The 26685-nt window shown below is 38.8% G+C and carries 15 protein-coding genes and 1 pseudogene; 12 read left to right on the top strand and 4 right to left on the bottom strand.

Features of this window, described 5'->3' with window-relative positions:
* Nucleotides 1–108: 108 nt before the first annotated feature.
* From AXA65_RS02120 to AXA65_RS20515, 5 genes and pseudogenes are all read left to right on the top strand, one after another.
* The gene (locus AXA65_RS02120; protein WP_063968482.1) at nt 109–1155 is read left to right on the top strand and encodes a cupin domain-containing protein; all 1047 of its coding nucleotides are present in this window, start codon (nt 109–111) and stop codon (nt 1153–1155) included.
* 176 nt (nt 1156–1331) lie between these two features.
* Entirely contained in the window at nt 1332–2033 is a 702-nt protein-coding gene (locus AXA65_RS02115) for a YoaK family protein (protein ID WP_063968481.1), read from the top strand.
* A 4-nt stretch (nt 2034–2037) separates the two neighbouring features.
* Nucleotides 2038–2499, top strand: coding sequence for a redoxin domain-containing protein (locus AXA65_RS02110; RefSeq protein ID WP_063968480.1), 462 nt, complete (start codon nt 2038–2040; stop codon nt 2497–2499).
* A gap of 2 nt (nt 2500–2501) precedes the next feature.
* Nucleotides 2502–3020, top strand: coding sequence for a DsbA family protein (locus AXA65_RS02105; RefSeq protein WP_063968479.1), 519 nt, complete (start codon nt 2502–2504; stop codon nt 3018–3020).
* Between the two features lie 339 nt (nt 3021–3359).
* Nucleotides 3360–3950 (top strand): annotated as a pseudogene (locus tag AXA65_RS20515) (alpha/beta fold hydrolase).
* Nucleotides 3951–4006: 56 nt separating this feature from the next.
* Here the strand turns inward: AXA65_RS20515 and AXA65_RS02095 are convergent.
* The 3 genes from AXA65_RS02095 to AXA65_RS02085 all read right to left on the bottom strand — a co-directional run bounded on the left by AXA65_RS02095 (nt 4007) and on the right by AXA65_RS02085 (nt 12654).
* Nucleotides 4007–5152: a 1-acyl-sn-glycerol-3-phosphate acyltransferase gene (locus tag AXA65_RS02095; protein WP_063968478.1), complete on the bottom strand. Its 1146-nt coding sequence runs from the start codon at nt 5150–5152 to the stop codon at nt 4007–4009.
* A 99-nt stretch (nt 5153–5251) separates the two neighbouring features.
* On the bottom strand, nt 5252–7621 hold the full coding sequence (locus AXA65_RS02090; RefSeq protein WP_063968477.1) for a BamA/TamA family outer membrane protein: 2370 nt from the start codon (nt 7619–7621) through the stop codon (nt 5252–5254).
* Nucleotides 7621–12654: a translocation/assembly module TamB domain-containing protein gene (locus AXA65_RS02085; RefSeq protein WP_063968476.1), complete on the bottom strand. Its 5034-nt coding sequence runs from the start codon at nt 12652–12654 to the stop codon at nt 7621–7623. The genes AXA65_RS02090 and AXA65_RS02085 overlap by 1 nt, the downstream gene beginning before the upstream one ends.
* Nucleotides 12655–12803: 149 nt before the next feature.
* On the opposite strand from AXA65_RS02085, the gene pelA reads away from it, so the two are divergent.
* The 5 genes from pelA to AXA65_RS02060 all read left to right on the top strand — a co-directional run bounded on the left by pelA (nt 12804) and on the right by AXA65_RS02060 (nt 20855).
* Nucleotides 12804–13820: a pectate lyase gene (gene pelA / locus AXA65_RS02080; protein ID WP_063968475.1), complete on the top strand. Its 1017-nt coding sequence runs from the start codon at nt 12804–12806 to the stop codon at nt 13818–13820.
* A gap of 98 nt (nt 13821–13918) precedes the next feature.
* Complete coding sequence (locus AXA65_RS02075; RefSeq protein WP_063968474.1) at nt 13919–14515, top strand: TetR/AcrR family transcriptional regulator; 597 nt, start codon at nt 13919–13921, stop codon at nt 14513–14515.
* A 296-nt stretch (nt 14516–14811) separates the two neighbouring features.
* The gene (locus AXA65_RS02070) at nt 14812–15972 is read left to right on the top strand and encodes an efflux RND transporter periplasmic adaptor subunit (RefSeq protein ID WP_063968473.1); all 1161 of its coding nucleotides are present in this window, start codon (nt 14812–14814) and stop codon (nt 15970–15972) included.
* A gap of 99 nt (nt 15973–16071) precedes the next feature.
* The gene (locus tag AXA65_RS02065) at nt 16072–19242 is read left to right on the top strand and encodes an efflux RND transporter permease subunit (protein ID WP_063968472.1); all 3171 of its coding nucleotides are present in this window, start codon (nt 16072–16074) and stop codon (nt 19240–19242) included.
* 191 nt (nt 19243–19433) lie between these two features.
* The gene (locus tag AXA65_RS02060) at nt 19434–20855 is read left to right on the top strand and encodes an efflux transporter outer membrane subunit (protein WP_086048034.1); all 1422 of its coding nucleotides are present in this window, start codon (nt 19434–19436) and stop codon (nt 20853–20855) included.
* Between the two features lie 178 nt (nt 20856–21033).
* Here the strand turns inward: AXA65_RS02060 and tpx are convergent, their stop codons facing one another.
* Complete coding sequence (tpx, locus tag AXA65_RS02055) at nt 21034–21531, bottom strand: thiol peroxidase (RefSeq protein WP_063968471.1); 498 nt, start codon at nt 21529–21531, stop codon at nt 21034–21036.
* 203 nt (nt 21532–21734) lie between these two features.
* On the opposite strand from tpx, the gene AXA65_RS02050 reads away from it, so the two are divergent.
* Both AXA65_RS02050 and AXA65_RS02045 read left to right on the top strand, forming a co-directional pair.
* Nucleotides 21735–23954: an NADP-dependent isocitrate dehydrogenase gene (locus AXA65_RS02050; protein ID WP_063968470.1), complete on the top strand. Its 2220-nt coding sequence runs from the start codon at nt 21735–21737 to the stop codon at nt 23952–23954.
* A 234-nt stretch (nt 23955–24188) separates the two neighbouring features.
* Nucleotides 24189–26588: a hypothetical protein gene (locus AXA65_RS02045; RefSeq protein WP_063968469.1), complete on the top strand. Its 2400-nt coding sequence runs from the start codon at nt 24189–24191 to the stop codon at nt 26586–26588.
* Nucleotides 26589–26685 lie beyond the last annotated feature (97 nt).

The following is a 26685-nucleotide window of genomic DNA, read 5'->3' as shown; positions in this document are numbered from 1 at the left end:
GACTCATTTTGCCCATTCACCGAATTACATTTAAAAACCCTTTGATTCCGCAGTAGCTTTACAGTAGAAATAAAGACAAACTATCATTCATCATAAAAACTTATCATTATGAATACTGCATCATTAAGTTTCAAATACGAATTAGAGAAAAAAGAACCAAGAACTAACGACGGTGGAACGACAAGAGGTGCTTCCGTAAAAGATTTCCCAGCTTCTATCGGTATTGCCGGCGTTTCTATGAGACTAGAACCGGGAAGTATGAGAGAATTGCACTGGCACGCCAATGCTGCAGAATGGGCTTACGTCATTTCAGGAACGGTTCGTACCACGATTATTCATCCTGACGGACACAGCTACACAGATAATTTTGAGCCGGGCGACGTTTGGTATTTTCCAAAGGGTTACGGTCACTCGATTCAGGCGACGGAAACGGAAGAATGTCATTTTATTTTGATTTTTGATAACGGTAATTTTTCTGAAGACCACACGTTCAGCGTGACGGATTTTGTTTCATCAGTTCCACCAGAAATTGTTGCTCAAAATTTAGGTTTAACTTTAGAAGAAGTGGCGGCTTTGCCTCAGAAAGAAGCGTATTTCGCAGCAGGAATTGTTCCGGATGAAATGTCATTTGTTGCAGAGGCTCGTCCGAATGAATCTGACATCGAACTAACAAGTTTTCACCGTTATCCTTTGCATTCCCAACAGCCGAGAATTGTTCCGGGTGGAGGTTTACAAAGATTGGTTACGAGTAAAGAATTTCCTATCAGCAGTACGATGTCGGGTTCTGTTTTGGAATTGCAGCCGGGCGCGCTGAGAGAAATGCACTGGCATCCCAATGCGGACGAATGGCAGTATTTTATCTCAGGACAGGCAGAAATGTCGGTTTTCCGTGCAGAATCTACTTGCGTAACAGAGCAGTTTAATGCCGGAGATGTGGGTTATGTTCCAATGGGAGCCGGACATTACATCAAAAATACAGGCGATACGGTTTGCAGAATTCTGATTGGCTTCAACAGCGGACATTATGAATCAATTGATTTGAGTGAATGGCTGGCTGGAAACCCAAAAGATGTTATAATAACGAACTTCGGCTTGAAAGATGGCGAAATTGAAAAATTCCCGACTGAGAAAGTTTTTATTCAGCCTAAGAAATAGGACTAATTAAGAGCCTGTTTAATAATGATTAAAAAACAAATTTTCAAGTCATTTTTCTTTTCCCCAATCCTAAAGGATGGAAAAATGCCTTGAAAATTTCATCAAAATTAACTCCCTTTAGGGTCGGGGAAATTAATTTAGATGAAATTTAAACAGGATATAAATCTCTCGAAATAATGGATAATTCTGCCATCAAAACAAACCCTTCCGTTTCTTCTGATTCGATTAAGATGCAAGAGAGATTGGCTATATTTTTAGCTTTGATTGCCGGATATATTGATGCAACAGGACTGATTCAATGGAAAACGTACGTCTCTTTTATGAGCGGAAATACGACTTCACTGGGAGCGGCCATTTCAACGGGTAAATCTGGAATCATTATCACCTCAGTTACAGTCATAAGTTGTTTTTTATTAGGAATTTACGCCGGAACCTGCCTTTCATTATGGAAGAGAATTAAGAACCAAATATTAACATTTTATCTTGTTTCAGGAATTCTTATTTTCTATACAATAATTGCTTATTTTTATAATATCAATAACTTGTCATCCATTACAATCGTCGGATTTTCAATGGGATTAATGAACACGATTGTGACTTCAGTAGGAAACCAAAAAGTAAATACGGATTTCGTGACAGGAACTTTGAACAGCTTGGCAAAGAACACCGCAATGTTGAGTATGACTAAAGATAAGGTGGAAAAAAAGGAATATCAATCCAACGCCATTCATCTTTTGCTTTTGTGGATAGGGTTTTTGTCGGGTGCGTTTATAGCTCCTTTCCCACTCGATTATTTTGGAAAATGGACTTTAATGATTCCAGCATTATTACTGATGATTTGCGGAATATTGATTTCAAAAACTAACGCTAAAAACTAATATTATGTTACAGAAAAATGATGTTGCCCCAGATTTCACTTTGTACGCAACGCCAGACCAAAAAATTACACTCTCAGAATTCAAAGGAAAAAACGTCATCCTTGCCTTTTATCCCGCAGACTGGAGTCCGGTTTGCAGTGACCAAATGGCCTTGTACAATGAAACTTTGAAGTTTTTCAAGAAATATGATGCAGAGATTTTCGGAATTTCCGTGGACAGCAAATGGTGTCATCTGGCTTTTTCACAATCTAGAAATTTACATTTTCCTTTGTTAGCCGACTTTGAAGCTAAAGGAGAAATCGCAAAACAATATGGTGTTTATGACGATGAAGAAGGTGAATGTAAAAGAGCACTTTTCGTCATCAACAAAGATGGCATCATCGAATGGAGTTATCTGTCACCAACGGCCATCAATCCTGGTGCAGACGGAATTTTAGACGCTTTAGAAACACTTAAAACAAAATAATTATGTCACTAAAATCAGCGGTCAGCAACTCTGACCACGCACAAGGTAACTTAGATGCCGACCTCGTCATCGTAGAATACGGCGATTATCAATGTCCATATTGTGGCGCCGCTTATCCGGTTCTGAAAGAATTGATGAAAGAATTTGGAAGTCAAATTAAATTCGTTTTCAGAAACTTCCCATTATCTGAAATGCATCAATATGCAAGACCGGCGGCCATCGCAACGGAAGCAGCTAATCTTCAGGGGAAATTCTGGGAAATGCATGATGCGATTTATGAAAACCAGAGAGATTTGAATGAAAATTTACTGATGAAATTGGCAGAACAATTAAAACTAAACATTCCTCAATTTGAAAAGGATTTGGAAAGTACTGAGTTGGCAGAAAAGGTTGATTCAGATTTTGAAAGCGGAATTATGAGTGGCGTGAACGGTACACCTTCTTTCTTTATGAATGGAAAGAAATTCGATGGTGGCGCGGAAGATTTGTTTGAGCTTTTGAGGGAGAATACTGAGAATTAAACCACAAAGTGACAAAAGATTTTAAACCCTTAAGTAAGTAAAAGTTTCTATTATGACGCGTATAAGAACACTAAAGTTTTCTTTTTCATATTGAAATTTATTTACACCGAATCTGCAGCCCGACTTGAACGGAGCTCATTTTTTGCAAGGGATTTTAGCTTGGGAAAAAATAGCGGGAGTGGAAGGCGGAAATAGCTGCCCAAATAAAAACAAATCATCAAAAATGTACGATATTAAACTAGATTAACGAGAAACGAATTGAACCATCCTACATTTGCTAAAGAATTAAGACAACAAAATATTAAAATAAATTAATCACAACATTTAAAAAATTAAATTATGAGCACACTAAAATTAAAAGACGGAACAGAGATTTTTTACAAAGACCAAGGTGAAGGACCAGTTTTGATGTTTCACCACGGATGGCCGTTATCATCAGATGATTGGGATGCACAGGTGATTAATCAGTGCAGTTCCTCCAATTATGGTAGCGAGTGACAGCAATCCTGATGGTGTTCCAATGTCGGTTTTTGACGGTATCAGAGACCAGACTTTGAACAACAGACAACAGTTTATATCGATTTGACTTTCCCTTTCTACGGTTACAACAGAGAAGGCGCAGACGTGAAAGAAGGCGTACAGAGAAACTGGTGGAGACAAGGAATGATGGGCGGAATCGTAGCTCATTATGACGGAATCAAAGCGTTTTCTGAAACTGATTTCACAGATGATTTGAAAAATGTTGATATTCCGGTTTTGGTACTTCACGGTGAAGATGACCAAATTGTGCCTTACCAAAATGCGGCTTTGAAATCAATCAAATTATTGAAAAACGGAACGATAAAAACGTATCCTGGTTTCCCTCACGGAATGCCGACTACGGAAGCAGCAACAATCAACAAAGACCTTTTGGAGTTTATTGAGGCTTAATTTCAAAATAAATTGAGATAAAAAAAGGATGAATCTGTTGGTTCATCCTTTTTTGTTTATCGTACTAATGAGTTCTCATCTTGCTTCATCCTATTGACCACAGGGTTTGCATACATCGCCAGAAAACTTTCTTTCAGAACCGGATCGGAACTGTCGATTCGCATTTCCAGTCTTCTGATGAACAATTGCTTCTCTTCTTCTGTGTATTGTTCTGCATATTTGTCTGTTTTATGGAGCAGATCGTAAGCGATATATTTGGTAGGCCAAAGTTTATAGTTCTGGATAATGGAATCATCTATGATCTGGGCGATTGCCTGAAGTTGTTTATTTTTGTTATCAAACGCGTTGGCAATGTTGTCTAATTCTTTGTCCAAGACTTTTCCGGCGTGGAGATGGATCCGTTTTTTCTGTCCCAAAACGCCACTCAACATAGTATTAAAATCCTCATTATCATCTTTCACATAGACCTCATTTCTTGATTTGGCCATCAGTTGTGGCATCTTCAAAGAATCTGTTGGGTCATATTCGTAAGAAATGGAAAGCGGAACTATTTTAAGGCTTTTGAAAAAATCAATTAGTGACACCTCTTCTGCGGACATGGCCAACATTTTCAAAACACCTTGTTGGGTGATGTCATTTCCGTCTTTTGCCCTTCCTTCGCGTTGTGCCATCCAGACCGAACGGTTTTCCTTTGTCAAAAGATTATAGATATATTGGGATAAAGTTTTGGAACTATCGAGCTGCTCGCGGATCGAAACACTTCTTTGAACCAGAAAATTCCGGTTCAGTTTTGCAAGCACATGAAGAAAAGGTTTCTGAACCAGATTATCTCCGATAGCCGAAGACGTCATCACAAAACCGCCGTTTAACAATGCTAAATTCAACAATGAAGTATCCAAGACAATATCCCTGTGGTTGGAAATGAAAAGATAAGATTGGTCTTTGTCCAACTGATCAAATCCCGAAGTCGTCAAACCTTCCGAACTTCTTTCCAAGATCTGAAGAACGGTCTGAGAAATAAACTGACTTTGAAAATCTTTGATCGAATGAACATTTTTGAATTTGTTGGTCCAAAATTCCTCATCCCGATCTGGAAATGTAAAACTCATCAAAGCCTTCATCATTGGATGCCTTGCAACACTTTGCAACGCTTCATTCACTTCATCATCATAATAAGGCCTTATATCATCAAACTTAGACATACTTTTATTTAAATTAACAATTTGCAAAACAACGAAAATTTATTGAACTCAGCTTATGATTTTTTTTAATCAAATTCATCTTAAAGACTTAGATCGATATTAGAAAGGATATCCGATAGCAATATTCAATATCAAATTATCTTTTCTCCAAGAGCTATCTCCAAATTTGACCCTATCCAAAACCCAACGGTCGCCTTTTTCATAATAAGGAACTCTCAATGGCATCGCAAGATCTAATCTTAAAACCAATATCGAGAAATCCAATCTAAGTCCAACCCCTGCGCCAACCGCTACTTCACTCAAGAAATCTTTGGAAAATTTGCCACCAGGTCTTGTATTGACGCCTTGTTCGTTGATATCATCATTCACCAACCAGATATTGCCTGCATCTACGAAAGCGGCAACATTCAGGAATTTGTAGATATTGGCTCTGTATTCTGCATTCATTTCCAGTTTGATGTCGCCTGACTGGTCAAAATAGAAACTGGCATTCTGAGTTCTCGGATCATAACTTCCGGGACCTAATGTTCTTGCTCGGAAAGCTCGGATACTGTTACTTCCGCCGACAAAAAACTGTTTGGAATAAGGTACAAATTCTGAGTTTCCATAAGGATAGGCAATTCCGGCAATAATTCTGGAAGCAAAATTCGTCTTCTCATTGAATTTGTGGTAGAATCTGAAATCGTGTTCCATCTTCGCATATTGACTGAATGGAACGCCGAAAATATTTTTCTGATCACCGTTTTTCGCGTTAGCTCCCGTCACCAGACCTGTGATGTTTCCTGCAAGGTCCAACATTCCACGATAGTAGATGTTATTGGTTTTTGGCGTTGTAGTGTCGGTGTAAGTGTAAGTGTAAGTTGGTCCGAAGATCAGCTGTTTCTCCACCACTCGTCCCAAAGTTGGATTTGGTGGTATTCCTTTTTCAATATTTCCATCAATCTGTTCCTGATATTTATCGGTTACAGTCAGAGGGGAAACCATTGTAATATCAATGACCTTCAAATCGTGTTCTTTTCTGACGTTCTCTTTCCAGACATAACCAAATGAAGCATTTAAATTACTAAGTGTGTACAATTCTGTACGGCTTTGATATTCGTAACCAAGGCTGATATTCGTCCTGGGAACAAATGCACTTGATGAATTAAAACGGAAAGGCGCTACAATTCTCGGAATAGAAAGTTGTGTGTTAGCACCAACTCTAATGATGTTATTCGCATCTTTTGCGCCGCCCAATTGAACATCGAAAGCGCCATAGACAGCCGCTTTGAATTGTTCAGCGCCTCGGAAGAAGTTTCGGTGCGTCCAATTCAGGTTCACCTCGCCTCCACCATAATTGGCCGAGTTGGTTCGTCCCAAAGTTTCCAAACGCAATGATTGGATCTGTCTTGGTGTCAGTAAATAATAGGCATCGAATTTATGATTCAAAGAATCTGAAACCACAAATTCATTCTTCACAAATTTGAAAACGCCCAAACTGATCAGTCTGCTCAAAGTCAAATTGTGATCTTTACGATTGTAAACATCGCCTTTTTTAAAGTACAAAGCGCGGTCAAAGATCCTTGGTTTGAATTTATGATCCGGATCGATCACATAGATATCGTCGTAGGCATATTTGGAAAGGGAATCTTCGCTCATTGGAACACTGTATTTTCCGTCTTTCACATCACGAATATTGTAATTTGGGAAAACCACGACTTTATCAATGGAGAATTGTTTCGTTGCCAGATCTGGCGTTTGTTCTTTCAATTTGACATTCAGTTCGACTTTGTGATTTTTGGCTACCGTGCTGTCTGCCTGCACGATGATATTGTCCGGATGGAAGTAGTAGAAACCTTTCTCCTTCAATCCATTATCAATTCTTTCTCTTTCAGCTTTGATGACGCCGAGATCAAATGGATTTCCGACTTTCAAAAGAGATTTGTCTTTCAAATTCTGAATTTCCTGATTGACCAAAGTCGAATCTTCCTGAAACTTGACCTGACTGATCAAATATTGATTTCCAGGTCTTACTGTATAAATGACTTGTGCTTTTTTATTCTTCGAAACCGTGTCGTACTTCGCTTGCGCATTGAAATAACCTTTGTTCTCAGAATAATTGACCAAAATATCTTTGTTAAATTCTTTATCAACATCACCTAGCAAAACTGGTTTTTCTCCAAATTTATACTTCAACCAATAATTGAATCCTTTCTCTTTCTTTGGTTCTTTGGCAATATTGTAAGCGTACAATTTTGGCCTCAATCCAAGAAAACTCGAGTTGGGTTTCGGCGTCAGATTTTCTTCTAGTTCAGCCTTCAAAGCTTTTTTTTGCTTTTTCGGAAGGCTGTCGTTTTCGATTTTAACTTCGGCGCCTGTGTAAAGCATTTGTCCGTCTTTCAGAAATTTGGTATTGCTGCAAGATGAGATGATCGCAATGGATGACAAGGCAATCACTGGTCTAAAATGGATTGGAAATCGGCTCTTCATTATTTAAAATCTACTACTTGGTTATTGTTTTTTTCTCGTTCTCTTTTTCTTTTCTCTCGTTTCGAACTTTGGAAGATCTCACGGAATTTATCATAATCCAAAGTGATGATGAATCCTACTCCAGTTTCCACGATCTGACCTTGCAACGCGACCTGATATTCGTTCTTACGGTAAGCTCTCAGCATATATCTGCCATCTCTGGAAAGGCTGTAATCTATCGTGACATCACCGGCGATATTGGTCGTGTTCTCATTTTGTCGGGCATCGCCTTCCAATCCGAAATTACTTCCAACAGACACTTTCAATCGGTCATTCAGTAATTTTTTACTTAATCCGACATTCAGGTCTGTTCTTGTGTTTTGAGCTCCTGTTGAATAATCTTCGGAGGATTCCAGATCGAAATTAAGGTCAACACCTTTGATAAGATCTGAAGCCAAATTGTTCAATTGTTGAGAAAGGATCTTGCTCACACTTTGTCTCGCCAAAGTTTCTGTGGAAAGTCCCGCACTATTTTCGAAAGGATTTTCACCGATGAATCTATTTAATAAAAGCAATGCAAAAACCTGCTTGTTCATTTCGTTCTCTTCCGTTCTGAGTTGTGCTAATTTTTGATCCACAACATCTTTTACGTTAGAAGAAATAGAGTTGTTTTTTTCATCCGTCGTGATATCAAACGAGATGATCGGTTTCAGCAATTCGCCTTTCATTTTTAGCAAGGTATTGAATTCCATCCTCTGTTTGTATTGATTTAGCGTCGCTGCGCCGTCTCCACTGATCTGCTGTTCTACAAGATCTAGCGGCGCGGTTTGGGTTTTATATACAGCTGTAATATCCAGTGTTGCTGCAGTTGGTTCGCCCGTCCAGGTGATCGTGCTTCCTTTTTGGATCTCGAATTTACGTTTCAGTAAACTGACGGTCATATCGTAACTTCCTTTTTCTACTTCGTAAACGCCGACCAAAGTGGTTTTTCCGGATGGATCGATTCCACCGGTCAATTCGGCCTCGCCTTGAAGTTTTACAAAATCACCGTTGGCCTTGTCAATGACCACAGACATCTTCGCTTCTTTGCTAACTTCTATATTCACGCTGACATCCATTCCTTTGATCTTGTTTTTGGCAGCCAAAGAATCTGCTACAATCGTTTTGTTTAATGCAATTTGGTCTTGGTCAATGAATTCTACAATGCCGTCTCTTTCCTGCAACGATGGACTTGATTGAGGCAAAACAAATGTGAAATCTGTATCATCCGAAACCGCCAATCTGCCGTCGACCTTCGGAAGGTCGAGGTTTCCTCTCACTTTCAAAGCAGCGTCGATAGACAAGATCCCGTACATCAAAGCATCATTCGATTTTTCTGAATTCACGACCTTGAAATCTTTTGCATTAATGTCCAAATTAAAGGCAAAATCTCTGTAAGTCTGAGTCAAAACCTGACCGTCGATCTTAAGTGAATTTCCGTCCTTGTCATTAATTTTAAAATCATCAAACTCAATGCCTCGGTTGGTGAAAGCAATTTTATCATTGATCTTTCTGAAATCACTTCCCGTTTGCGCGATCATCAATCCTACATTATTCATTTTCACGTCACCGATAATTTTTGGTTCCGTGGTCGTTCCTGTGATCTTCAAATCACCTGAGAGATAACCTTCTGTGTTGGTGATCGCATTCATAGAAAGGCCTTGAAGCGTTTTCATTTGAAGTTGATCCATCGCCAGATTCAGATCAAAACTACTTGCTGAAGTGTTGTAATTTCCTGTGATCTTCACATCATTTTCATTTCCGGAAAGCGCAATATCTGCATTGATGATATCGGCCGAAGTATTATTGGCCTTCAAAGCAAGATTCCCAACCGGACTTCCGTAAACAAAAAGGTCAGAAACATTGATATCTGCATTGAAGTTCATTTTCTTGTTAAGGTCTCTCAACTGCGCTGTTCCATTGATCGTTCCTTTTGCCAACAACGAATCTTTCTTGATGATCTCCGTAATGGTTTCGATCTTGAAATCTTTCAAAGTGACATTCAAAGGACTGTTTGGCGACGTGTTCTCTGACTGAACCACGATCTCGCTTCCAGAATTAGACAATCTGAAATTATCCGCAAAAATTCCCTGACTTCCGATCTGGATCTTGTTACCGTCAGCAACCGCCCAATCCATATAATTTAACTTCAAACCATTTGGGTTTAAGGAAATTTCTGTAATGTCATTCATCGACTTGGCGTTACCTGCGATCAGGAATTGTGTAGCATCTTTTTCGTCTTTCGTTGTGATGTTATAATTAATGATATTATCCGCGACATCACCATTGATATTGACTTTGTTCAAAGCAAAACTTTCGCTCTTCAAAGCTGCAACATCCAGATTATATTTTAAAGCCTGATTTTCGTTGGTGATCTTCAAATTTGTATTTTCAAGTGAATTGGTGCCATACAACACTTGCGGAATCTTTGCATCAAGTTCTATTTTCTGAGAATCTGCGTTGTAATTTCCAGTGATATTGATGGTTTCAAAGCTTTTCAATTCCGGAACAAACTTTCTGATTAGATCATCGTTTTTAATCGTTGCATTGACTGTGAAAAATTGTCCGGCATCGATTTTATTCGCTTTTCCAGGCTTTTGGAATTGATAATATTGATTCATCGTTTGCGACAAAGCACCGAAGATCTGAGTTAGTTTGTATTTCCCATTCAGTTCCACATCTGCAATCTGAGAATTGAATTTAATTTGCGTGGAATCCGCTGTAGAAACGGCCAACAAATTCACTTCCTGGATGGGATACACTTCTTTGGTATCAGAGATGGCAAAATTCTTAAGATTCAAATAGCCATTCAGATTATCAGGATCAAGGCTTTTGAAATCACCATCGATTGCGCCAGCCAAGATCATTGGCGAACTATAAAAACCAAGTTTGTTTAAATCTAATTTGTTGATATTTCCATTGACTTTCACCGTTGGATTCTTGTCATCATAAACACCGGAAGCGGTCAATTGAAGATTCGCATTCGGATCTTTTGAATTGAGAACAATGTTGTAAGCACCACGGTTGATCTTGCCTACCAAATTCATATTTTGATAACGATAACCTTTGTAAGTCGCCGATTGAACGTTTCCTACAAGGTTCGCATTTGCATTTTTGAAATCAAAACTTTCACCTTTCGCAGAGATCTGAGCGGTAATCGCGCCTAGATCTTTATTTTGAATGATCTTCCCGATCTGTAGATTCTGAAGATTCGCTTTCACATCATACAACTCACGGTTTTTTCTCCGCATGTCAACTTGCGCTTTTATTCCGGCATTTCCAAGCGTAGAATACAAACTAAGATTGGTGTTTACAACTTTCGTCGTTCCTTTCGCAAAACCTTTGATACTGAAGTGAGAAGGCAGGGAAATGTTGGACGGAATCGTCCCTTTTGGAACCAAATTAAAAATCGTTCTTCCAGATGAAGCCAACTCGCCAATCTTCAGATCGTAATACAAATTGTCAGGATTCATCGCATTTCTGATTCTTCCTGAGGCATTCACGCGAAGTTGGTCAAGTCCAGAGACTTTAAGTTCATTAATCATAAGGTCATTCACCAAACCTTTTACATTGGCGTTGACGGAAAGAATCGCGTTTGGATATTTGTTGAATGGCGCGGTATTTCTAAGCGTAGGAACCAAGTTCAAAATATCAGAAAAACCAATTTTGGAATCTTTGATATTTGCAGAGATCTTGACTGCGCCAGGATTTGCAGATAATTGCTCGATGGAATTATAATTAAGGACAACCTCGTCTCGCAAGATTGTTTTCGGCGTTTGGAGATAGAGGTCTTTCAAATACGCTTCTTTGTCCGAATAAACAAAATCCGTATTGAATTTCTGAATATCCAAACCTCGCGCTTCCTGGATCTCCGCCGATTTCACACTTCCTGCAAAACCATTGTTTTCCATTTTGAAATCACGAACATCGACATTCAGTTTTCCGAAATTAAGATGGTTAAAATCCATTCCGGACTTGGTTGGCGCCACTGCTGTATTGTTGTAAGCGACCTTTACATCTTCGAAGATCAATTTTCCGAGAAGGACTTTCATCGCTTTTTCCTGCGTTGTATTTTTCGAAACTTCTGGTGTTTTTTCCTCTTTCGGATTTGCGTTTGAAGCAGGAAGATACAAGTTGGCGTTGATCTTTGCGCCTGTCAAATAAACGTTTCCAACATCATATGAGTTATTTTGAAGATCGAGATTATTGACTTTCGTGCTTAATTCTTTAAATAAAACTTTAGCAAAAGTCTTTGAATTATCGTCACCGTAATCGATGTTGAAATTCGTCAGTTTGATTCCGCTCAAGCCTAATTGCATTGGTTTTTTCTGATTGAGAGAATCTACTTTTTCCTCCACATTTTTGGAAACTTCTTCGATCAGATCCTGTTTCAATTTCAACTTCAAACCGTCAAGATTGATGTCGTTGACCGCGTATTTGTTATTTTGAAGGTCAAAAGTTTTTACTCTTGTATCGAATGAATTGAAGTAAACCTTGATGTCATTTTTCGACTGTTGGTCGTTGAATGTAACACCGATATCTTTCAGATTGATCTTATCCAGAGAAATAATAAAAGGTTTGGACGGACTTTCTTCTTTTTCCGAAGTTGCGAACGCATCCATAATATAATCAAAATTGAATTTCCCTTGCGGGTCACGGACCACATTGGCACGAACACCTTCCAGATCAATCGACGTCAGATCTGCTTTTGACTTGATCAATTGCCACATATCCAATCCGACATCGAATTTTCTCACGGCCAAAAGTGTATCGACTTTCTGACCTTTCAAATAAAGATTCTCGATGACCAAACTGTTTGGAAAACCGATGTAAACCTTTTCCAGACTTACTTTGGTTTTGATCTTCCCTTCTAGGTAGACAATTAATTTATCCTTAATAAAATTCTGAACGAATGGAAGCCTTAAGCTAAAAATCAGCAACACAAAAAAAACCAAAATCGCAATGATGGTTCTAATAAAACGTCTGAACAGCTTCCCTTTATTGAGTTTTTTCAAATCTTAAAATATTAACAAAATTAGCTATATCAAATACCGTACTATAAAAGGTTATAATTAAAAATAAATCAATTTTTAATCGAATCACAATTTACAAATAATATATGTATCGGTTATTTTGTATAATTTTACAGGAATATCACATCAACATGAAAGCAGGCATTTTTGCACTTACTTTATTAATTTCTGGATCTTACTATTCTCAGGTAAAAGACACGCTAGCAGAAAAATTATTGATTTATCAATTACCAATCGGTGGTTGGGGCAAACAGCTAAACGATGGTAAAGCTGTTAATTATAATTTGCCACTGGACAAAACGCTCTCAGAAAAAATAAAGGCTACAGGTGACGAGCATGCCACAATTGATAACAATGCGACGACCAGGGAGATCACGACATTGGTAAAAGCCTATAAAGCCACAAAAAATGCGGCCTATCTTTCTGCTGCGGAAAAAGGGATCCAATATCTACTAATGATGCAATATGGAAATGGTGGTTTTCCGCAATATTATCCCAACAAGTCCATTTACAGAAAGAAGATCACCTACAATGACAATGCGATGATCAATGCTTTGACGGTTCTTTATAATGTGTCAGAAGGAAAAAATGACTTTGATGTTGTCAACGCGGAATTAAAATCAAAATCGAAGATCGCGCTTCAAAAAGGAATCGGATCGATCATTAAAAATCAGGTTTTACAAAATGGCGTTCCCACCATCTGGGCAGACCAATATGATGAGATCACTTTGCAACCCGCGAAAGCCAGAGCCTTTGAACCAATTTCTTTAGCCACTGGCGAATCTGTAGGAATTGTTAGATTTCTGATGCTTCAAGCAGTAACTCCTGACATTGAAAAATCGGTAAAAAGTGCCATAAAATGGTTCAAAGACAATAAGATCGAGGGCTACAGCTACAAAGTGGTGAAGCAAAATGACAAAACCGTCCGCATATTATCGGAAGAAAAAGGTTCTGTGGTGTGGGCAAGATTTTATGACCTCAAAACCCACAGACCGATCTTTGGCGATAGAGATGGCAGTGTCAAATATAATTATTTGGATATTTCGGAAGAGCGACGCAACGGATACAGCTGGTACATTGACTTTGCAGATAAATTGATTGACAAAGAATTCCCTAAATGGCTGACCACGAATCACCTTTCTGAGTAAGATCTTATTTTAATTAATGTTAAAAAAAGAAATTTGTTTGGTACTTAAGAAGTTTTAGTTGTAGTTTTGCTAACGCTGTTAGAATAATTATAATAATAATGGGTTTACACGAACGTCGTCAACGAGAAAAGGAATCTATCCGTGCAAATATCTTGCAGGAGGCTTTCAACTTGGCCAAGACAGAAGGTTGGGCTTCCCTTTCTATCCGCAAGATCGCAGATGCTATTGAATATAGCGCACCGGTGGTTTATGATCATTTTGAGAAAAAGGAAGCGATCTTGTATGAGATTTCATTAAATGGTTTTCATCAGCTTCACATTGAACTATTGAAAGCGCAGAAAAAACACGAAACGCCAGAAGATCAGCTGACTGCAATTGTGGATGCTTATTGGAAATTTGCTTTCAAGAATAAAGAATATTACCAATTGATGTTTGGCTTGGGAATGCAATGCAGCGGAAAAGGTTTGATGAAGGAAGAATTCTCCTCATTCCAAGATATGTTGTACGAATCCACTTTGGAAATCATTAATAAGAAAGGGTCTAATCCCGATAATGCCTGCCACTCTTCTCACGCTTTGTTTTCAGCCGTTCACGGATTGATCTCTATTATGATGATGAGAAATGCGGATATTCCGTCTACAATGAACAAGACGACATTGGACGAAACGGTTTCTGCTTTTATAAAATCATTATAATTTTTTTTGTGCTAAGAAATTAACACTGTTAGGAAAATTAACAATTAATTAATTTGCGGCTATTTTGATAGTGATCTTAGAAGAGTCAAAATTTGCTTTAAAACATTAACACTGTTAGATTTATTAGCGCTTAAAACTAAATTAAAAAAACAATATCAAAATAAACTATTATGAAAACTAAGATCTTAATGTAATCAAATGTTATATTTTTTTGAACAAATCATTAACACTGTTAGGAAATATAACCCTAAAATTAATCAGAACATATCTAACTTAATCTATAATTCAAACTTCAAATGAAAACTATTACACAACTAAAATTTATCGTACTTCTATCGAGTATCATACTTTTACAAAATTGTACAAAGGCGGCAGAAGGCGCAGGCGCATTACCGCCAGCTCCCGAATTGCCAGTTTATACCGTAATCACTTCCAACACTTCAACTTTCCAGGAATTCCCGACCGCCTTAGAAGGAAAAAACAACGTCGAGATTAGATCTCAGGTTGATGGTTATCTGGACAAGATCTATGTGGAAGAAGGTGCTTTTGTAAGAGCGGGACAACCTTTATTCAAAATAGATTCCAGGTCTTATGGCGAGCAAGTGAATATGGCAAGCGCCAATCTGCAAGCGGCCAATGCCAACATTCAGAAAATGAAAGTGGAAGTTGACCGACTCACCACTTTGGTTGCAGAGAAAGTGGTTTCCGACGTTCAGTTGAAAACAGCAAAGGCCAATTACGCCGTCGCAGTTGCAACAGCAGCTCAGGCAAAAGCATCTTTGAGCGGTTCAAGAATAACGAATGGTTTTACAACAATCACAGCACCTGTCAGCGGTTATCTTGGAAGAATTCCTTACAAAAAAGGAAGCCTGATCTCCAGAACAGATGCTACGCCCCTGGCTTTCGTGTCAGACATCAGCGAGATCTATGCATACTTCTCCATCAGTGAGATCGATTTTATTGCTTTCCAAAAGAAATATGTCGGAGCAACACTCGAAGAAAAAATGAGAAACATGCCGTTGGTGGATCTGGTGATTGCTGATAACACGACCTATTCCGAAAAAGGAAAAATGAAAATGATCGATGGACAATTTGATAAAAGTACTGGCGCAATCACGGTTCGTGCTACTTTCCCAAATCCGAACGGAACCTTGAGAAGCGGTAACACTGGAAAAGTAAGAATGCCTCAATTATTATCAGATGCAGTCGTTATTCCGCAAGAATCGACTTTCGAAATTCAGGATAAAACTTACGTTTACATTCTTGGGAAAGACAAAAAAGTGACCAGCAAACCGATTACAATCTCGGGAAAAACTGACAATTACTATTTCATTTCCGAAGGACTTAAAAAAGGTGATCAGATCGTATTCACAGGTTTGGGCAGCTTGAAAGACGGCGCATCTATCAAACCAAAAATGATCTCTTCTGACAGCTTATTGACAGCAACGCCTTTATAGTACGTTAAATCGTCGATTTGTAAAACTGTTGAATCGCTGAATTGCAAAGCGATTTTACGAATTCACAGTTTAACATCTCAACAAAAAACTAAACTTCTTATGCTAAAACAATTTATAGAAAGACCGGTACTCTCAACGGTTATTTCGATCATCTTATTACTATTGGGATTACTTTCGGTATTTCAATTGCCGATTACGTTATTCCCTGATATTGCGCCACCAAGCGTGCAGGTCACCGCATCTTATCCCGGCGCAAATGCCGAAGTTGTAGCCCGTTCGGTTGCCAATCCAATCGAGGAAGCAGTGAATGGTGTAGAAAATATGACTTATATGACCTCGAATTCCAGTAACGATGGATCGATGACACTGAGTATCTTTTTCAAACAAGGTTCAGATCCTGACAATGCAGCGGTAAACGTTCAAAACAGAGTATCCAAAGCGATGAGCCAACTTCCGCAAGAGGTTGTTCAGGCAGGAATCTCGACTCAGAAGGTTCAGAACAGTATGATCATGTTTATGGGACTTTCCAGTAACGACCCAAAACAATACGACGAACTTTTCTTGCAGAATTATTTGAAGATCAATGTCATTCCAGAGATACAGCGTATTCCCGGCGTTGCGCAGGCTCAGGTTTTCGGCGCCAGAGATTACTCGATGAGAGTTTGGCTGAAGCCAGACCGATTGGCTGATAATGGCTTGTCTCCTCAAGAAGTTCTGGCTGCGATCAAAAATAGCAATCTTGAAGCTGCGCCTGGACGATTGGGACAAGGAAGCAAGGAAACTTATGAATACATTTTAAAATACAAAGGGAAACTTAATCAAAACACAGATTACGAAAATATCGTAATCAAATCCAACAATGATGGTTCATTTTTGAGATTGAAAGATGTGGCAAGAGTCGAATTTGGTTCTTACAGTTACACTGCATCTAACAGAGTTGACGGAAAACCAGTTGCTGGTTTCGCAATTTTACAAACGGCTGGCTCCAACTCCAATGAGATCATCACAGAAATTGAGAAGCAAGTTGAGCAAATGAAGACTACACTTCCTAAAGGTGTGGAACCGATCATCATGTACAATTCCAAAGACTTTTTGGACGCCTCTATCCATCAGGTTGTTGAGACTTTGGTGATTGCATTTATCTTGGTTTTTATTGTGGTTTATATTTTCCTTCAGGATTTCAGATCGACATTGATTCCGGCGATTGCGGTTCCAGTAGCGATTATCGGTACATTTTTCTTCCTGAATTTGTTCGGATTCAGTATCAATATGTTGACATTGTTTGCATTGGTTCTGGCGATTGGAATTGTCGTCGATGATGCGATTGTGGTTGTGGAAGCTGTCCATTCCAAGATGGAACACACAGGTCTGCCAGTTGACCAAGCGACAAGAGAATCGATGAGTGAAATTTCGGGAGCCATTATTTCCATCACATTGGTGATGTCAGCGGTTTTCGTTCCGGTAGGATTTATGCAAGGTCCAGCAGGTGTTTTCTACAGACAGTTTGCTTTCACTTTGGCAATTGCGATTTTAATTTCAGCGGTTAATGCATTGACACTAAGTCCGGCATTGTGTGCGCTTTTACTAAGTGACCCTCAAGGTGAACATGGTGAACACAGTCACAAAACTGGATTTGGAGCGAGATTTTTCAACGCTTTTAATACAAGTTTTAATAATCTGACCAAAAAATATATTTACAGTCTCAAATTCTTAATTAAAAACAAATGGGTCGGCGTTGGCGGACTTGTCCTAATAACGGCTTTTACAATTTTCTTAATTAATAAAGCACCTACAGGATTTATCCCAACGGAAGATCAAGGTTTTGTATTGTTCGCTGTGAACACGCCTCCAGGAAGTTCATTGGAAAGAACACACAAAGCGACTTCTCAAATTGACAACATTATCAATAAGGAAGAATCTACTAAACACCTTTGGGTCGCAGATGGTCTAAATTTCATCAGTAATGCCAACGCATCGCCTTACGCTGCAGGTTTCATCAAGCTGAAAGACCTCGACAAAAGAGGTGCTGTGAGTGACCCAGATCAGATCGCAGCTGCATTGACAGGGAAAGTTTCGCAAGTGAAAGATGCCAGCACATTCTTCTTCAACTTCCCTACTGTTCAAGGTTTTGGTAACGTTTCCGGATTTGAGTTTATGTTGCAGGACAAGACCAACGGTTCTTTTGAACAATTGGGAACTACGACTCAGGCCTTCATTGGAGAATTGATGAAACGTCCAGAGATTGCGTTTGCGTTTACGACTTACGCAGCAGGAAATCCTCAATACACCATTCAGGTGGATGCGGATAAAGCCAATCAATTGGGCGTTTCAGTAACCGACTTGATGCAGACAATGCAGATCTATTACGGAAGTAGTTTCGTTTCGGATTTCAACAGATTTGGAAAATACTACCGAGTGATGGCTCAAGCAGATATTCCTTACAGAACTGATGCTAATTCATTGGAAGGGATCTATGTGAAAAACAACCAAAGCGAAATGGTTCCGGTGAAAACCTTGGTAACCTTGAAAAGAACTTTCGGACCAGAAACGGTGACTAGAAATAACCTTTTCAACGCCGTGACAATTAATGGAACGCCAAAACCTGGTTACAGTACTGGAGATGCGATCAAAGCGGTGGAAGAAACTGCGAAACAATCATTACCAAGAGGTTACGGCTACGAATGGACAGGAATCACGCGTGAAGAGATCAAAACTGGTGGACAAACCGGATTCATTTTCCTTCTAAGTATTTTGTTTGTGTACTTCTTATTGGCGGCGCAGTATGAAAGTTACATTTTGCCATTTGCTATTATTTTGACGATTCCTACAGGTATTTTCGGAGTGTATGCTTTTACAGGTTTGGCTGGGATTGACAACAATATTTATGTTCAGGTTGGATTGATCATGCTTGTTGGATTGCTTGCCAAAAATGCGATTCTGATTGTGGAATTTGCTGTTCAGAGAAGAAAAGCAGGCAAGACTTTGATTGAATCTGCTCTTCAAGCTTCAAGATTGCGTTTGAGACCAATTTTGATGACGTCATTTGCTTTTATCATTGGAATGTTGCCATTGGTCTGGTCACAAGGTGCGGCGGCAAAAGGAAACCATTCGATTGGAATCAGCACGGTTGGTGGAATGTTCACAGGTGTTGTATTCGGGATTTTCATCATTCCGGTGATGTATGTGATCTTCCAATATTTGCATGAGAAAATGCCAAGCAGAAAGAAACGCAAACTCAAAAAAGAAAAAGCGGCTTTGAATTATATTTAAAACGTCAATCAATATTTGATGCATTGTTTTGGGCAGCTATTTCCGCCTTCCGCTCCCAATCTTTTTTGCTCACGTTTTTAGTTCAAATAGTACGAGCAAACATGCAAAAAAGGATTTCCGCTCAAGTCGGGCTGCACAATATTCTATGTTCCAAAACAATGCTTTAAAATAATTTATATAAAAGAAAATAAATGAACATCATCACAAAAATAAAAGAGATTTTGGTATCAACAGCAGTCGTCGCTAGTGCGGTTTCCTGTATGCCAAAATTAGCTTTAGATAAAGTAAGTCCAGAGTTGCCGGAAACTTTCAAGTACACGGCAACAGCCGATACAGCAAGCGTCGCCGATCTGGAATGGAGACAATTTTTCAATGATCCAATTTTGCAAAACTTGATCGAGAAAGGCATCAAAAACAATTACGATCTGCAGATTGCTTTGAAACAAGTGGCTTCCTCGCAGGAACGATTACTTCAGGCTAAATATCTGCAATATCCGGACATTAGTTTTGGCGTTTCGGGACAGATCTCGAAGCCTTCCAAAAATAGTATGAATGGACAAAGTCTTAATTTATTTTTAGGACAAAGTCATGTTGAAGATTACAATGCTGCTTTTAATCTAGGTTGGGAAGCTGACATTTGGGGAAAAATTAAAAATCAGCAGGAAGTTTCCAGAGTTCAATATCTGCAAACTTACGAAGCTTCGAAAGCGATCCAAACGCAAGTTGTCGCAGCAATTGCTCAAGGCTATTACAATTTACTAATGCTTGATAAACAAATGAGTGTTGCAAAATCCAATCTGGAACTCAGCAGAAATACATTGGATGTTACGGAGAAAATTTGGAAAGGTGGCGAAACGACTTCTTTGGGTGTTCAGCAAGCTAAAGCGAGAACAGAATCTACAGAACTTCTGATCACGCAACTGGAACAGAATATTGCGATTCAGGAAAATGCATTGAGTATTTTGGTCGGCGAAAATCCAGATAAGATCAGCAGAACAATAGAAATGTCCGATTCATCTTTACCTCAAAATATCTCAGCAGGAATCCCAGCGGCGATGGTGAGTCGTCGTCCGGATGTTCGTCAGCAGGAATTGGTTTTGTTGGAGTCCAACTCGATTGTGGGAATCGCGCAGGCCAATATGTATCCAGCATTGAAGATCACAGCAAACGGCGGTGTCAATTCATTTAAAATTGATAACTGGTTTCAGATTCCGGCTTCATTGTTCGGGTCGGTTTTGGGCGGCATCACACAGCCGATTTTCCAAAAAAGACAATTGAAAACCGATTTAAATGTAGCTAAGATCCAGAGAGAAAAGAATGTTTTAGCTTTCAGACAATCTGTTCTAAATGCTGTGGGAGAAGTGTCTGATGCTTTGGTTTCCAATGAAAGTTTAAAAGCTCAGGAAGTAAAAGCTTCTGAACAAGTGACAACGTTGAAAGACGGAATCAAAAGTGCCGAACTCCTTTACAAAGGCGGAATGGCCAATTACCTTGAAGTGATCACCGCTCAGGCAAACTCACTACAAGCAGAATTGAATCTGGCCTCTATCAAGAGACAAAGACTCAGCAGTATTGTTGATCTTTATCGCGCGCTTGGAGGCGGATGGAAATAAATAAGGTTTAAGTTATTTTTTGTTAAAAGTTACTTTCGGGTAGCAGAAATGGTCGGAAAAGTTCCGGCCATTTTTTTGTTTTGATATTTTGAATCATTAATCAAACAATATTCAGTTTACCAATAAAAAAAGCCATCTCTTTCGAGACAGCTTAATATTATTTTATAAAGTGATTGTCTTATTTCAAAGCACTTACCGCTTCTGCATAATTTGGTTCTTGTCCAATTTCTGGAACTTGCTCAGTGTAAAGCACTTTTCCAGTTTCATCCAAAGCCACTACAGCTCTACTCAACAAACCTCTCAATGGAGAATCGCTAAGTGTCACACCGTAATCTTCACCAAAGTTTCCTCTGAAATCTGAAAGGATCTCTACATTATCAAGACCTTCTGCTGCACAAAATCTGTTCAATGCAAAAGGAAGATCTCTGGAAACATTGATGACAACGTTATTTTCCAATGAGCTAGCTTCTTTGTTGAATTCTCTTGCAGACGCCGCGCAAACGCCAGTGTCGATACTTGGGAAGATATTTAGCAAGACTTTTTTACCAGTATAATCAGCCAAATGTTTTTCTGATAAATCTGCTCCAACTAATGTAAACTCCTGAGCGATAGTTCCAACTTCTGGCAGATCGCCAACGGTATTGATCGGATTTCCTTTGAATGTAATTTGTGACATTGTTCGTATAATTTATTTCTTCAAAGTTAATGGTTGATTTCTGAATTCTCAAACAATTCATTCTACTTTAATAAAATTTAACTTTTACTATTAATTACAAAAAATTTAATCATTATTTGAACAAAAATCATATTGTGACTGTTAGAAAATCATTATAAAATATGTATTTTTGTGATTCAAAACGAAATAAAATCAACTAAATAATGTCAGAAAAATCAAAAATTATTTACACGCTTACGGACGAAGCACCGATGCTTGCAACACATTCTTTTTTGCCTATCGTAAAGGCTTTCACAGCAGTTGCAAATGTTGACATTGTTGCCAAGGACATTTCTCTTGCAGGTAGAATTCTTGCCAATTTTCCAGAGTATCTATCAGACGATCAAAAGATTGGCGATGCATTGGCAGAATTAGGACAATTGGCTACAACGCCGGAAGCAAACATTATTAAATTACCAAATATCTCTGCATCTGCTCCTCAATTGGAAGAAGCAATTGCAGAACTACAAGCTAAAGGTTTTGCGTTACCAAACTATCCTGCTGAACCTAAAAATGACGAGGAAAAAGCAATCAAGGCTAAATATGCTAAAGTTCTTGGATCCGCAGTAAATCCTGTTCTTAGAGAAGGAAATTCTGACAGACGTGCTCCAAAAGCGGTTAAAAATTATGCTAAAGCAAATCCACACAAAATGGGCGCTTGGGCATCTGACAGCAAAACCGATGTTGCCAATATGGAACAAGGTGATTTTTACGGAACAGAAACTTCTACAACTTTGGAGAATGATTCCAAATTCAAAATCGTTTTCTTCGGAAATGACGGTTCTGAAAAAGTATTGAAAGACCTTGCGCCCCTTAAAGCAGGTGAAGTAATTGACTCTTCCGTTTTGAACATCAATTCATTGAAAGCTTTCGTTCAGGAAGCGATTGAAGAAGCTAAACAAAGAGGCGTGATCCTTTCTGCTCACTTGAAAGCGACCATGATGAAGGTTTCTGACCCAATTATCTTCGGAGCGATCGTTGAGACTTTCTTCAAAAATGTTTTTGATAAATATAAAGAGACGTTCAAAGAATTGGACATCAATCCAAACAACGGATTGCAAAATCTATACGATAAAATTGCCGGAATTCCACAAGAAGCAGAGATCAAAGCAGACATCGACAAAACTTTGGCAGAAGGTCCAAAAGTAGCGATGGTAAATTCTGATAAAGGAATCACCAACTTCCACGTTCCTTCTGACATCATCGTTGATGCTTCTATGGCAGCACTCATCAGAAACGGCGGAAAAATGTGGGACAAAGCTGGTGCTGAAGAAGATACTGTAGCAATTATTCCAGACCGTTCTTACGCAGGATTCTACCAAGCAGCGATTGATGATATGAAGAAAAATGGAGCGCTTGACCCTAAAACAATGGGTTCTGTTCCAAACGTAGGATTGATGGCTCAAAAAGCTGAAGAATACGGATCTCACGACAAAACTTTCCAAGCTGAGGCTGACGGAACTATCAAAGTTCTTGACGAAAATGCAAATACTTTGCTTGAGCAAAAAGTTGAGAAATTTGACATCTTCAGAATGTGTCAAACCAAAGATGCCCCGATCCAAGATTGGGTAAAATTGGCTGTTAACAGAGCAAGATTATCTGATACGCCTGCAATTTTCTGGCTAGACAAAGCAAGAGCGCACGACAGAGAAATGATCAAAAAAGTTGAGAAATATTTGGCTGACCACGACACCACTGGACTTGACATCAAGATCCTAGATGTGAAAGATGCGATGACCGAAACTCTGGAAAGAGCAAGAGAAGGCAAAGACACGATCTCCGTTTCTGGAAACGTTTTGAGAGATTATCTGACCGATCTTTTCCCTATCCTTGAGCTTGGAACTTCTGCAAAAATGTTGTCTATCGTTCCATTGATGAACGGTGGCGGATTGTTCGAAACCGGAGCTGGAGGTTCTGCGCCTAAACACATCGAGCAATTCATCGAAGAAGGTTATTTGCGTTGGGATTCTCTTGGAGAGTTCTTGGCTTTGCAGGCTTCTTTGGAACATTTGGCACAAACTCAAAACAATACAAAAGCGCAGATCTTGGCTGATGCTTTGGATGAAGCTAACGCAAAATTCTTGGCAGAAGACAAATCTCCAGGAAGAAAATTAGGAACTATTGACAACAGAGGTTCGCATTTCTACTTGGCAACCTATTGGGCAGAAGCTTTGGCCAACCAAACCAAAGATGCTGATATCGCTGCCAAATTTGCACCTGTTGCAAAGGCTTTGACAGAAAACGAAATCAAGATCAATGAAGAATTGATCGGTTCTCAAGGCAAAGCTCAGGAAATCGATGGTTATTACAAACCAGATTTCCAAAAGACAGATGTGGCAATGAGACCATCAGAAACACTCAATACAATAGTGAACGGCATCTAAACCGTGTTAAATATTACATAAAACCCTCGACAAATGTTGAGGGTTTTGTGTTTAAAACCTATTTTTGGGCAGCTTAATCCGTCTTCCGCTCCCAATCTTTTTTCCCTCGCCAATGCCAGTGCAAAAAAAAGGATTTCCGCTCAAGCCGGGCTGCTATCATTCAATGGTATAAAATATTGTAAATTATTATTCATTGATCATTTAAAACTCATAATTAATTATAAGCTTTTTGATATGAAAAAAATCTTCCTATTTTTTCTATATGTTGTTGGGATGTCACAGCTGAATGCGCAGGACAAAATAGATAAAGCCATCCAAAATCTGGAACAGAATTATCCACAGGAAAAGGTCTATCTTCTCCTCGACAAAGACAAATATGTTGTTGGTGACCATATCTATTTCAAATCGTTTGTGTTCAATGGTTATAACCGTTCGACCATTTCAAATACACTTCTTGTGGAACTGTACGACCACAACAAAAATATGGTCGATAAGAAAACTGTTTTTCTGAAAGATGGCGAAGGCGACGGCACTTTTGTCCTCAACGATTTCCTTAATGAAGATATCTACTTCATAAGAGCCTACACGACTTGGATGGCTAATTTCCCTGAGGAATTCAATTTTATGAAGCAGGTTCCGATCTACAATCCAAATTCTGAGTCTAGATTAGTTCTTGACAAAAACATAAAATGGACTGCCAATGCTTTTCCCGAAAGCGGAACTTTCATAGATAATATTCCGACCAAATTTGCTGTGAGACTTTATTCCCAAGGTATTCCACCAACAGCCTGGAGCGGCTATGTCATCGATGCAGAAAAACCAAATGAGAAATTGGCAGCCTTCAAAAATCTTGATGAAAATGTTGCCACTTTTAACATCACTCCAAAAGCTGGGAAAACATACAAAGCCATCATCGAAGATAATAAAGGTGTAAAACAAACTATCAATTTACCAGCAGTTTCAAGTTCAGGAATCAATCTTCAGCTGACAAGCGATGCGAAAGGCATTAATTATAAACTGGCAGGAACCGGACTTGCTCAGGGCTTACAAGGTTACAGCATCATTGGGACGATCAACAACCAATTGGTTTACAGAGCCAACATCAAAACAACATCAAACGAAGCTTCCAGCAATATTCCAAATAAAGTCAGTAATGATGAGACAGCAGTTCTGAACATCACAATCTTTGATGAGAAACAAAATGTTGCGGCGCAAAGATTGTTTTTCGTCAATCCCAAAAAGCTCAATCTTGATGAGCCAACTTTGGCTTTATCAATGAACAATGAAGCGAGAGCTTTCAACAGTTTTGATATCGAGCCAGACGGAGAACATTCGAGCTATACGGTTTTGGTAAAGGAAAACAACCCTTCTGAAATTAAAAATGAAAATACGTTGCTCAGCGCCAAATGGTTGACAGGTGATTTTACATCATCTATCTTTGATCCTTCTCAATATTTTGAAAAAACTTCAAATCCGGATGCACTTGATGCCTTATTGATATCAGAAAAATGGAAGCGTTATGATTGGGAATTTCTGTTAGCTGGAAAAACGCCAGAATTCAATTATAAACCTCAGAAAAATCTTTCTTTCAAAGGAAAAGTAACCAACAATGGACGATTTATTCCAAATAAAAGCATCAATCTTCTATTGAAAACTGAGAAATCAGAAAACAACTTTGTTCCGGTAGTTACAGATGACAATGGTTTCATTTATTTGGACAACATCTATTTTGATGAGCCTCTGACGGTTTCCTATTACTTTAACAAAGACAAAAAACAGACAACAGATTCAGATAATTTGAATATCAGTTTTCAAGCTTTGGTGACAAGCATTCCTTACAAATCGGCTTTACCAGCAACCAATTATCGTTTGGTAAATGACAAAAATGTTTCACAAGACCCTGGCATCGCAAAAGGACTTCAAAACAGAAAGAACAACAAGGGAATAGATGATTTCAACAAAGAAACTCTAATCGAAGAAGTAAAAGTAACCGCTAAGAAAGTCGATAAAAAAGCGGAGTTGGACAAGGAATTATCATCTGGAAGATTCAGCAGTATGAATGCGACGATCTTTGACATGGTGAATGAAAATAAAGACGCACAATCTTCTCAAAACATTTTGCAGTGGCTACAAGGTAGAGCAGCTGGTTTGACCTTCACCATGGATAATTCGGGCAATTATATTCCAAGCATCCGAGGTTCACAGGCAAGTTTGTTTTTAGACGAAATGCCTGTGGATGCAAGCATGATCAGTTCGCTTCCCATCAGTACAATTGCAATGGTGAAAGTTCTGAAAAATGATGGCTTAGTAGGAAATGCGGTTGCGATCTACACACGCCGTGGGAATATGGTCGCGGAAGAAGATAAGAATAAGGAGAAAGTCAATAAGCTTGTCCTGAAAGGTTATGACAGATCTACAGAATTCGAACTACCTGATATTACTGGCGAAGCTTACAAGAAGATCACCAATGATACGAGAGAAACACTCTATTGGAATCCTTCGTTGTCCGAAGATGGAGGTCTGGCTCCAAGAGCAAAATTCTTCAATAATGATAATGCAAAAAACAGACAGATCATCATCATCAGTTTTGATAAAAATGACAAGCTCCTTTATTATAGTGAAATAGTGAAGTAATGTTAATTAAATATAAAAAAGACTTTCCAGCTGGGAAGTCTTTTTTTTGTGGTGTGATGTTTGGTTAAAAATAATCAAATATTAATATAAAAAATTC

Source organism: Chryseobacterium sp. FP211-J200 (assembly GCF_001643375.1).
Classification (GTDB): domain Bacteria; phylum Bacteroidota; class Bacteroidia; order Flavobacteriales; family Weeksellaceae; genus Epilithonimonas; species Epilithonimonas ginsengisoli.
Note: the sequence above shows the minus strand (reverse complement) of the source record. Positions and strands in the feature narration are given on the sequence as shown.

Coding starts and splice junctions, on each gene's coding strand:
- pelA (WP_063968475.1), top strand. CDS start 12,804: ATGAAAGCAGGCATTTTTGCACTTACTTTATTAATTTCTGGATCTTAC.
- AXA65_RS02120 (WP_063968482.1), top strand. CDS start 109: ATGAATACTGCATCATTAAGTTTCAAATACGAATTAGAGAAAAAAGAA.
- AXA65_RS02075 (WP_063968474.1), top strand. CDS start 13,919: ATGGGTTTACACGAACGTCGTCAACGAGAAAAGGAATCTATCCGTGCA.
- AXA65_RS02110 (WP_063968480.1), top strand. CDS start 2,038: ATGTTACAGAAAAATGATGTTGCCCCAGATTTCACTTTGTACGCAACG.
- AXA65_RS02095 (WP_063968478.1), bottom strand. CDS start 5,152: ATGTCTAAGTTTGATGATATAAGGCCTTATTATGATGATGAAGTGAAT.
- tpx (WP_063968471.1), bottom strand. CDS start 21,531: ATGTCACAAATTACATTCAAAGGAAATCCGATCAATACCGTTGGCGAT.
- AXA65_RS02050 (WP_063968470.1), top strand. CDS start 21,735: ATGTCAGAAAAATCAAAAATTATTTACACGCTTACGGACGAAGCACCG.
- AXA65_RS02070 (WP_063968473.1), top strand. CDS start 14,812: ATGAAAACTATTACACAACTAAAATTTATCGTACTTCTATCGAGTATC.
- AXA65_RS02045 (WP_063968469.1), top strand. CDS start 24,189: ATGAAAAAAATCTTCCTATTTTTTCTATATGTTGTTGGGATGTCACAG.
- AXA65_RS02090 (WP_063968477.1), bottom strand. CDS start 7,621: ATGAAGAGCCGATTTCCAATCCATTTTAGACCAGTGATTGCCTTGTCA.
- AXA65_RS02115 (WP_063968481.1), top strand. CDS start 1,332: ATGGATAATTCTGCCATCAAAACAAACCCTTCCGTTTCTTCTGATTCG.
- AXA65_RS02105 (WP_063968479.1), top strand. CDS start 2,502: ATGTCACTAAAATCAGCGGTCAGCAACTCTGACCACGCACAAGGTAAC.
- AXA65_RS02065 (WP_063968472.1), top strand. CDS start 16,072: ATGCTAAAACAATTTATAGAAAGACCGGTACTCTCAACGGTTATTTCG.
- AXA65_RS02060 (WP_086048034.1), top strand. CDS start 19,434: ATGAACATCATCACAAAAATAAAAGAGATTTTGGTATCAACAGCAGTC.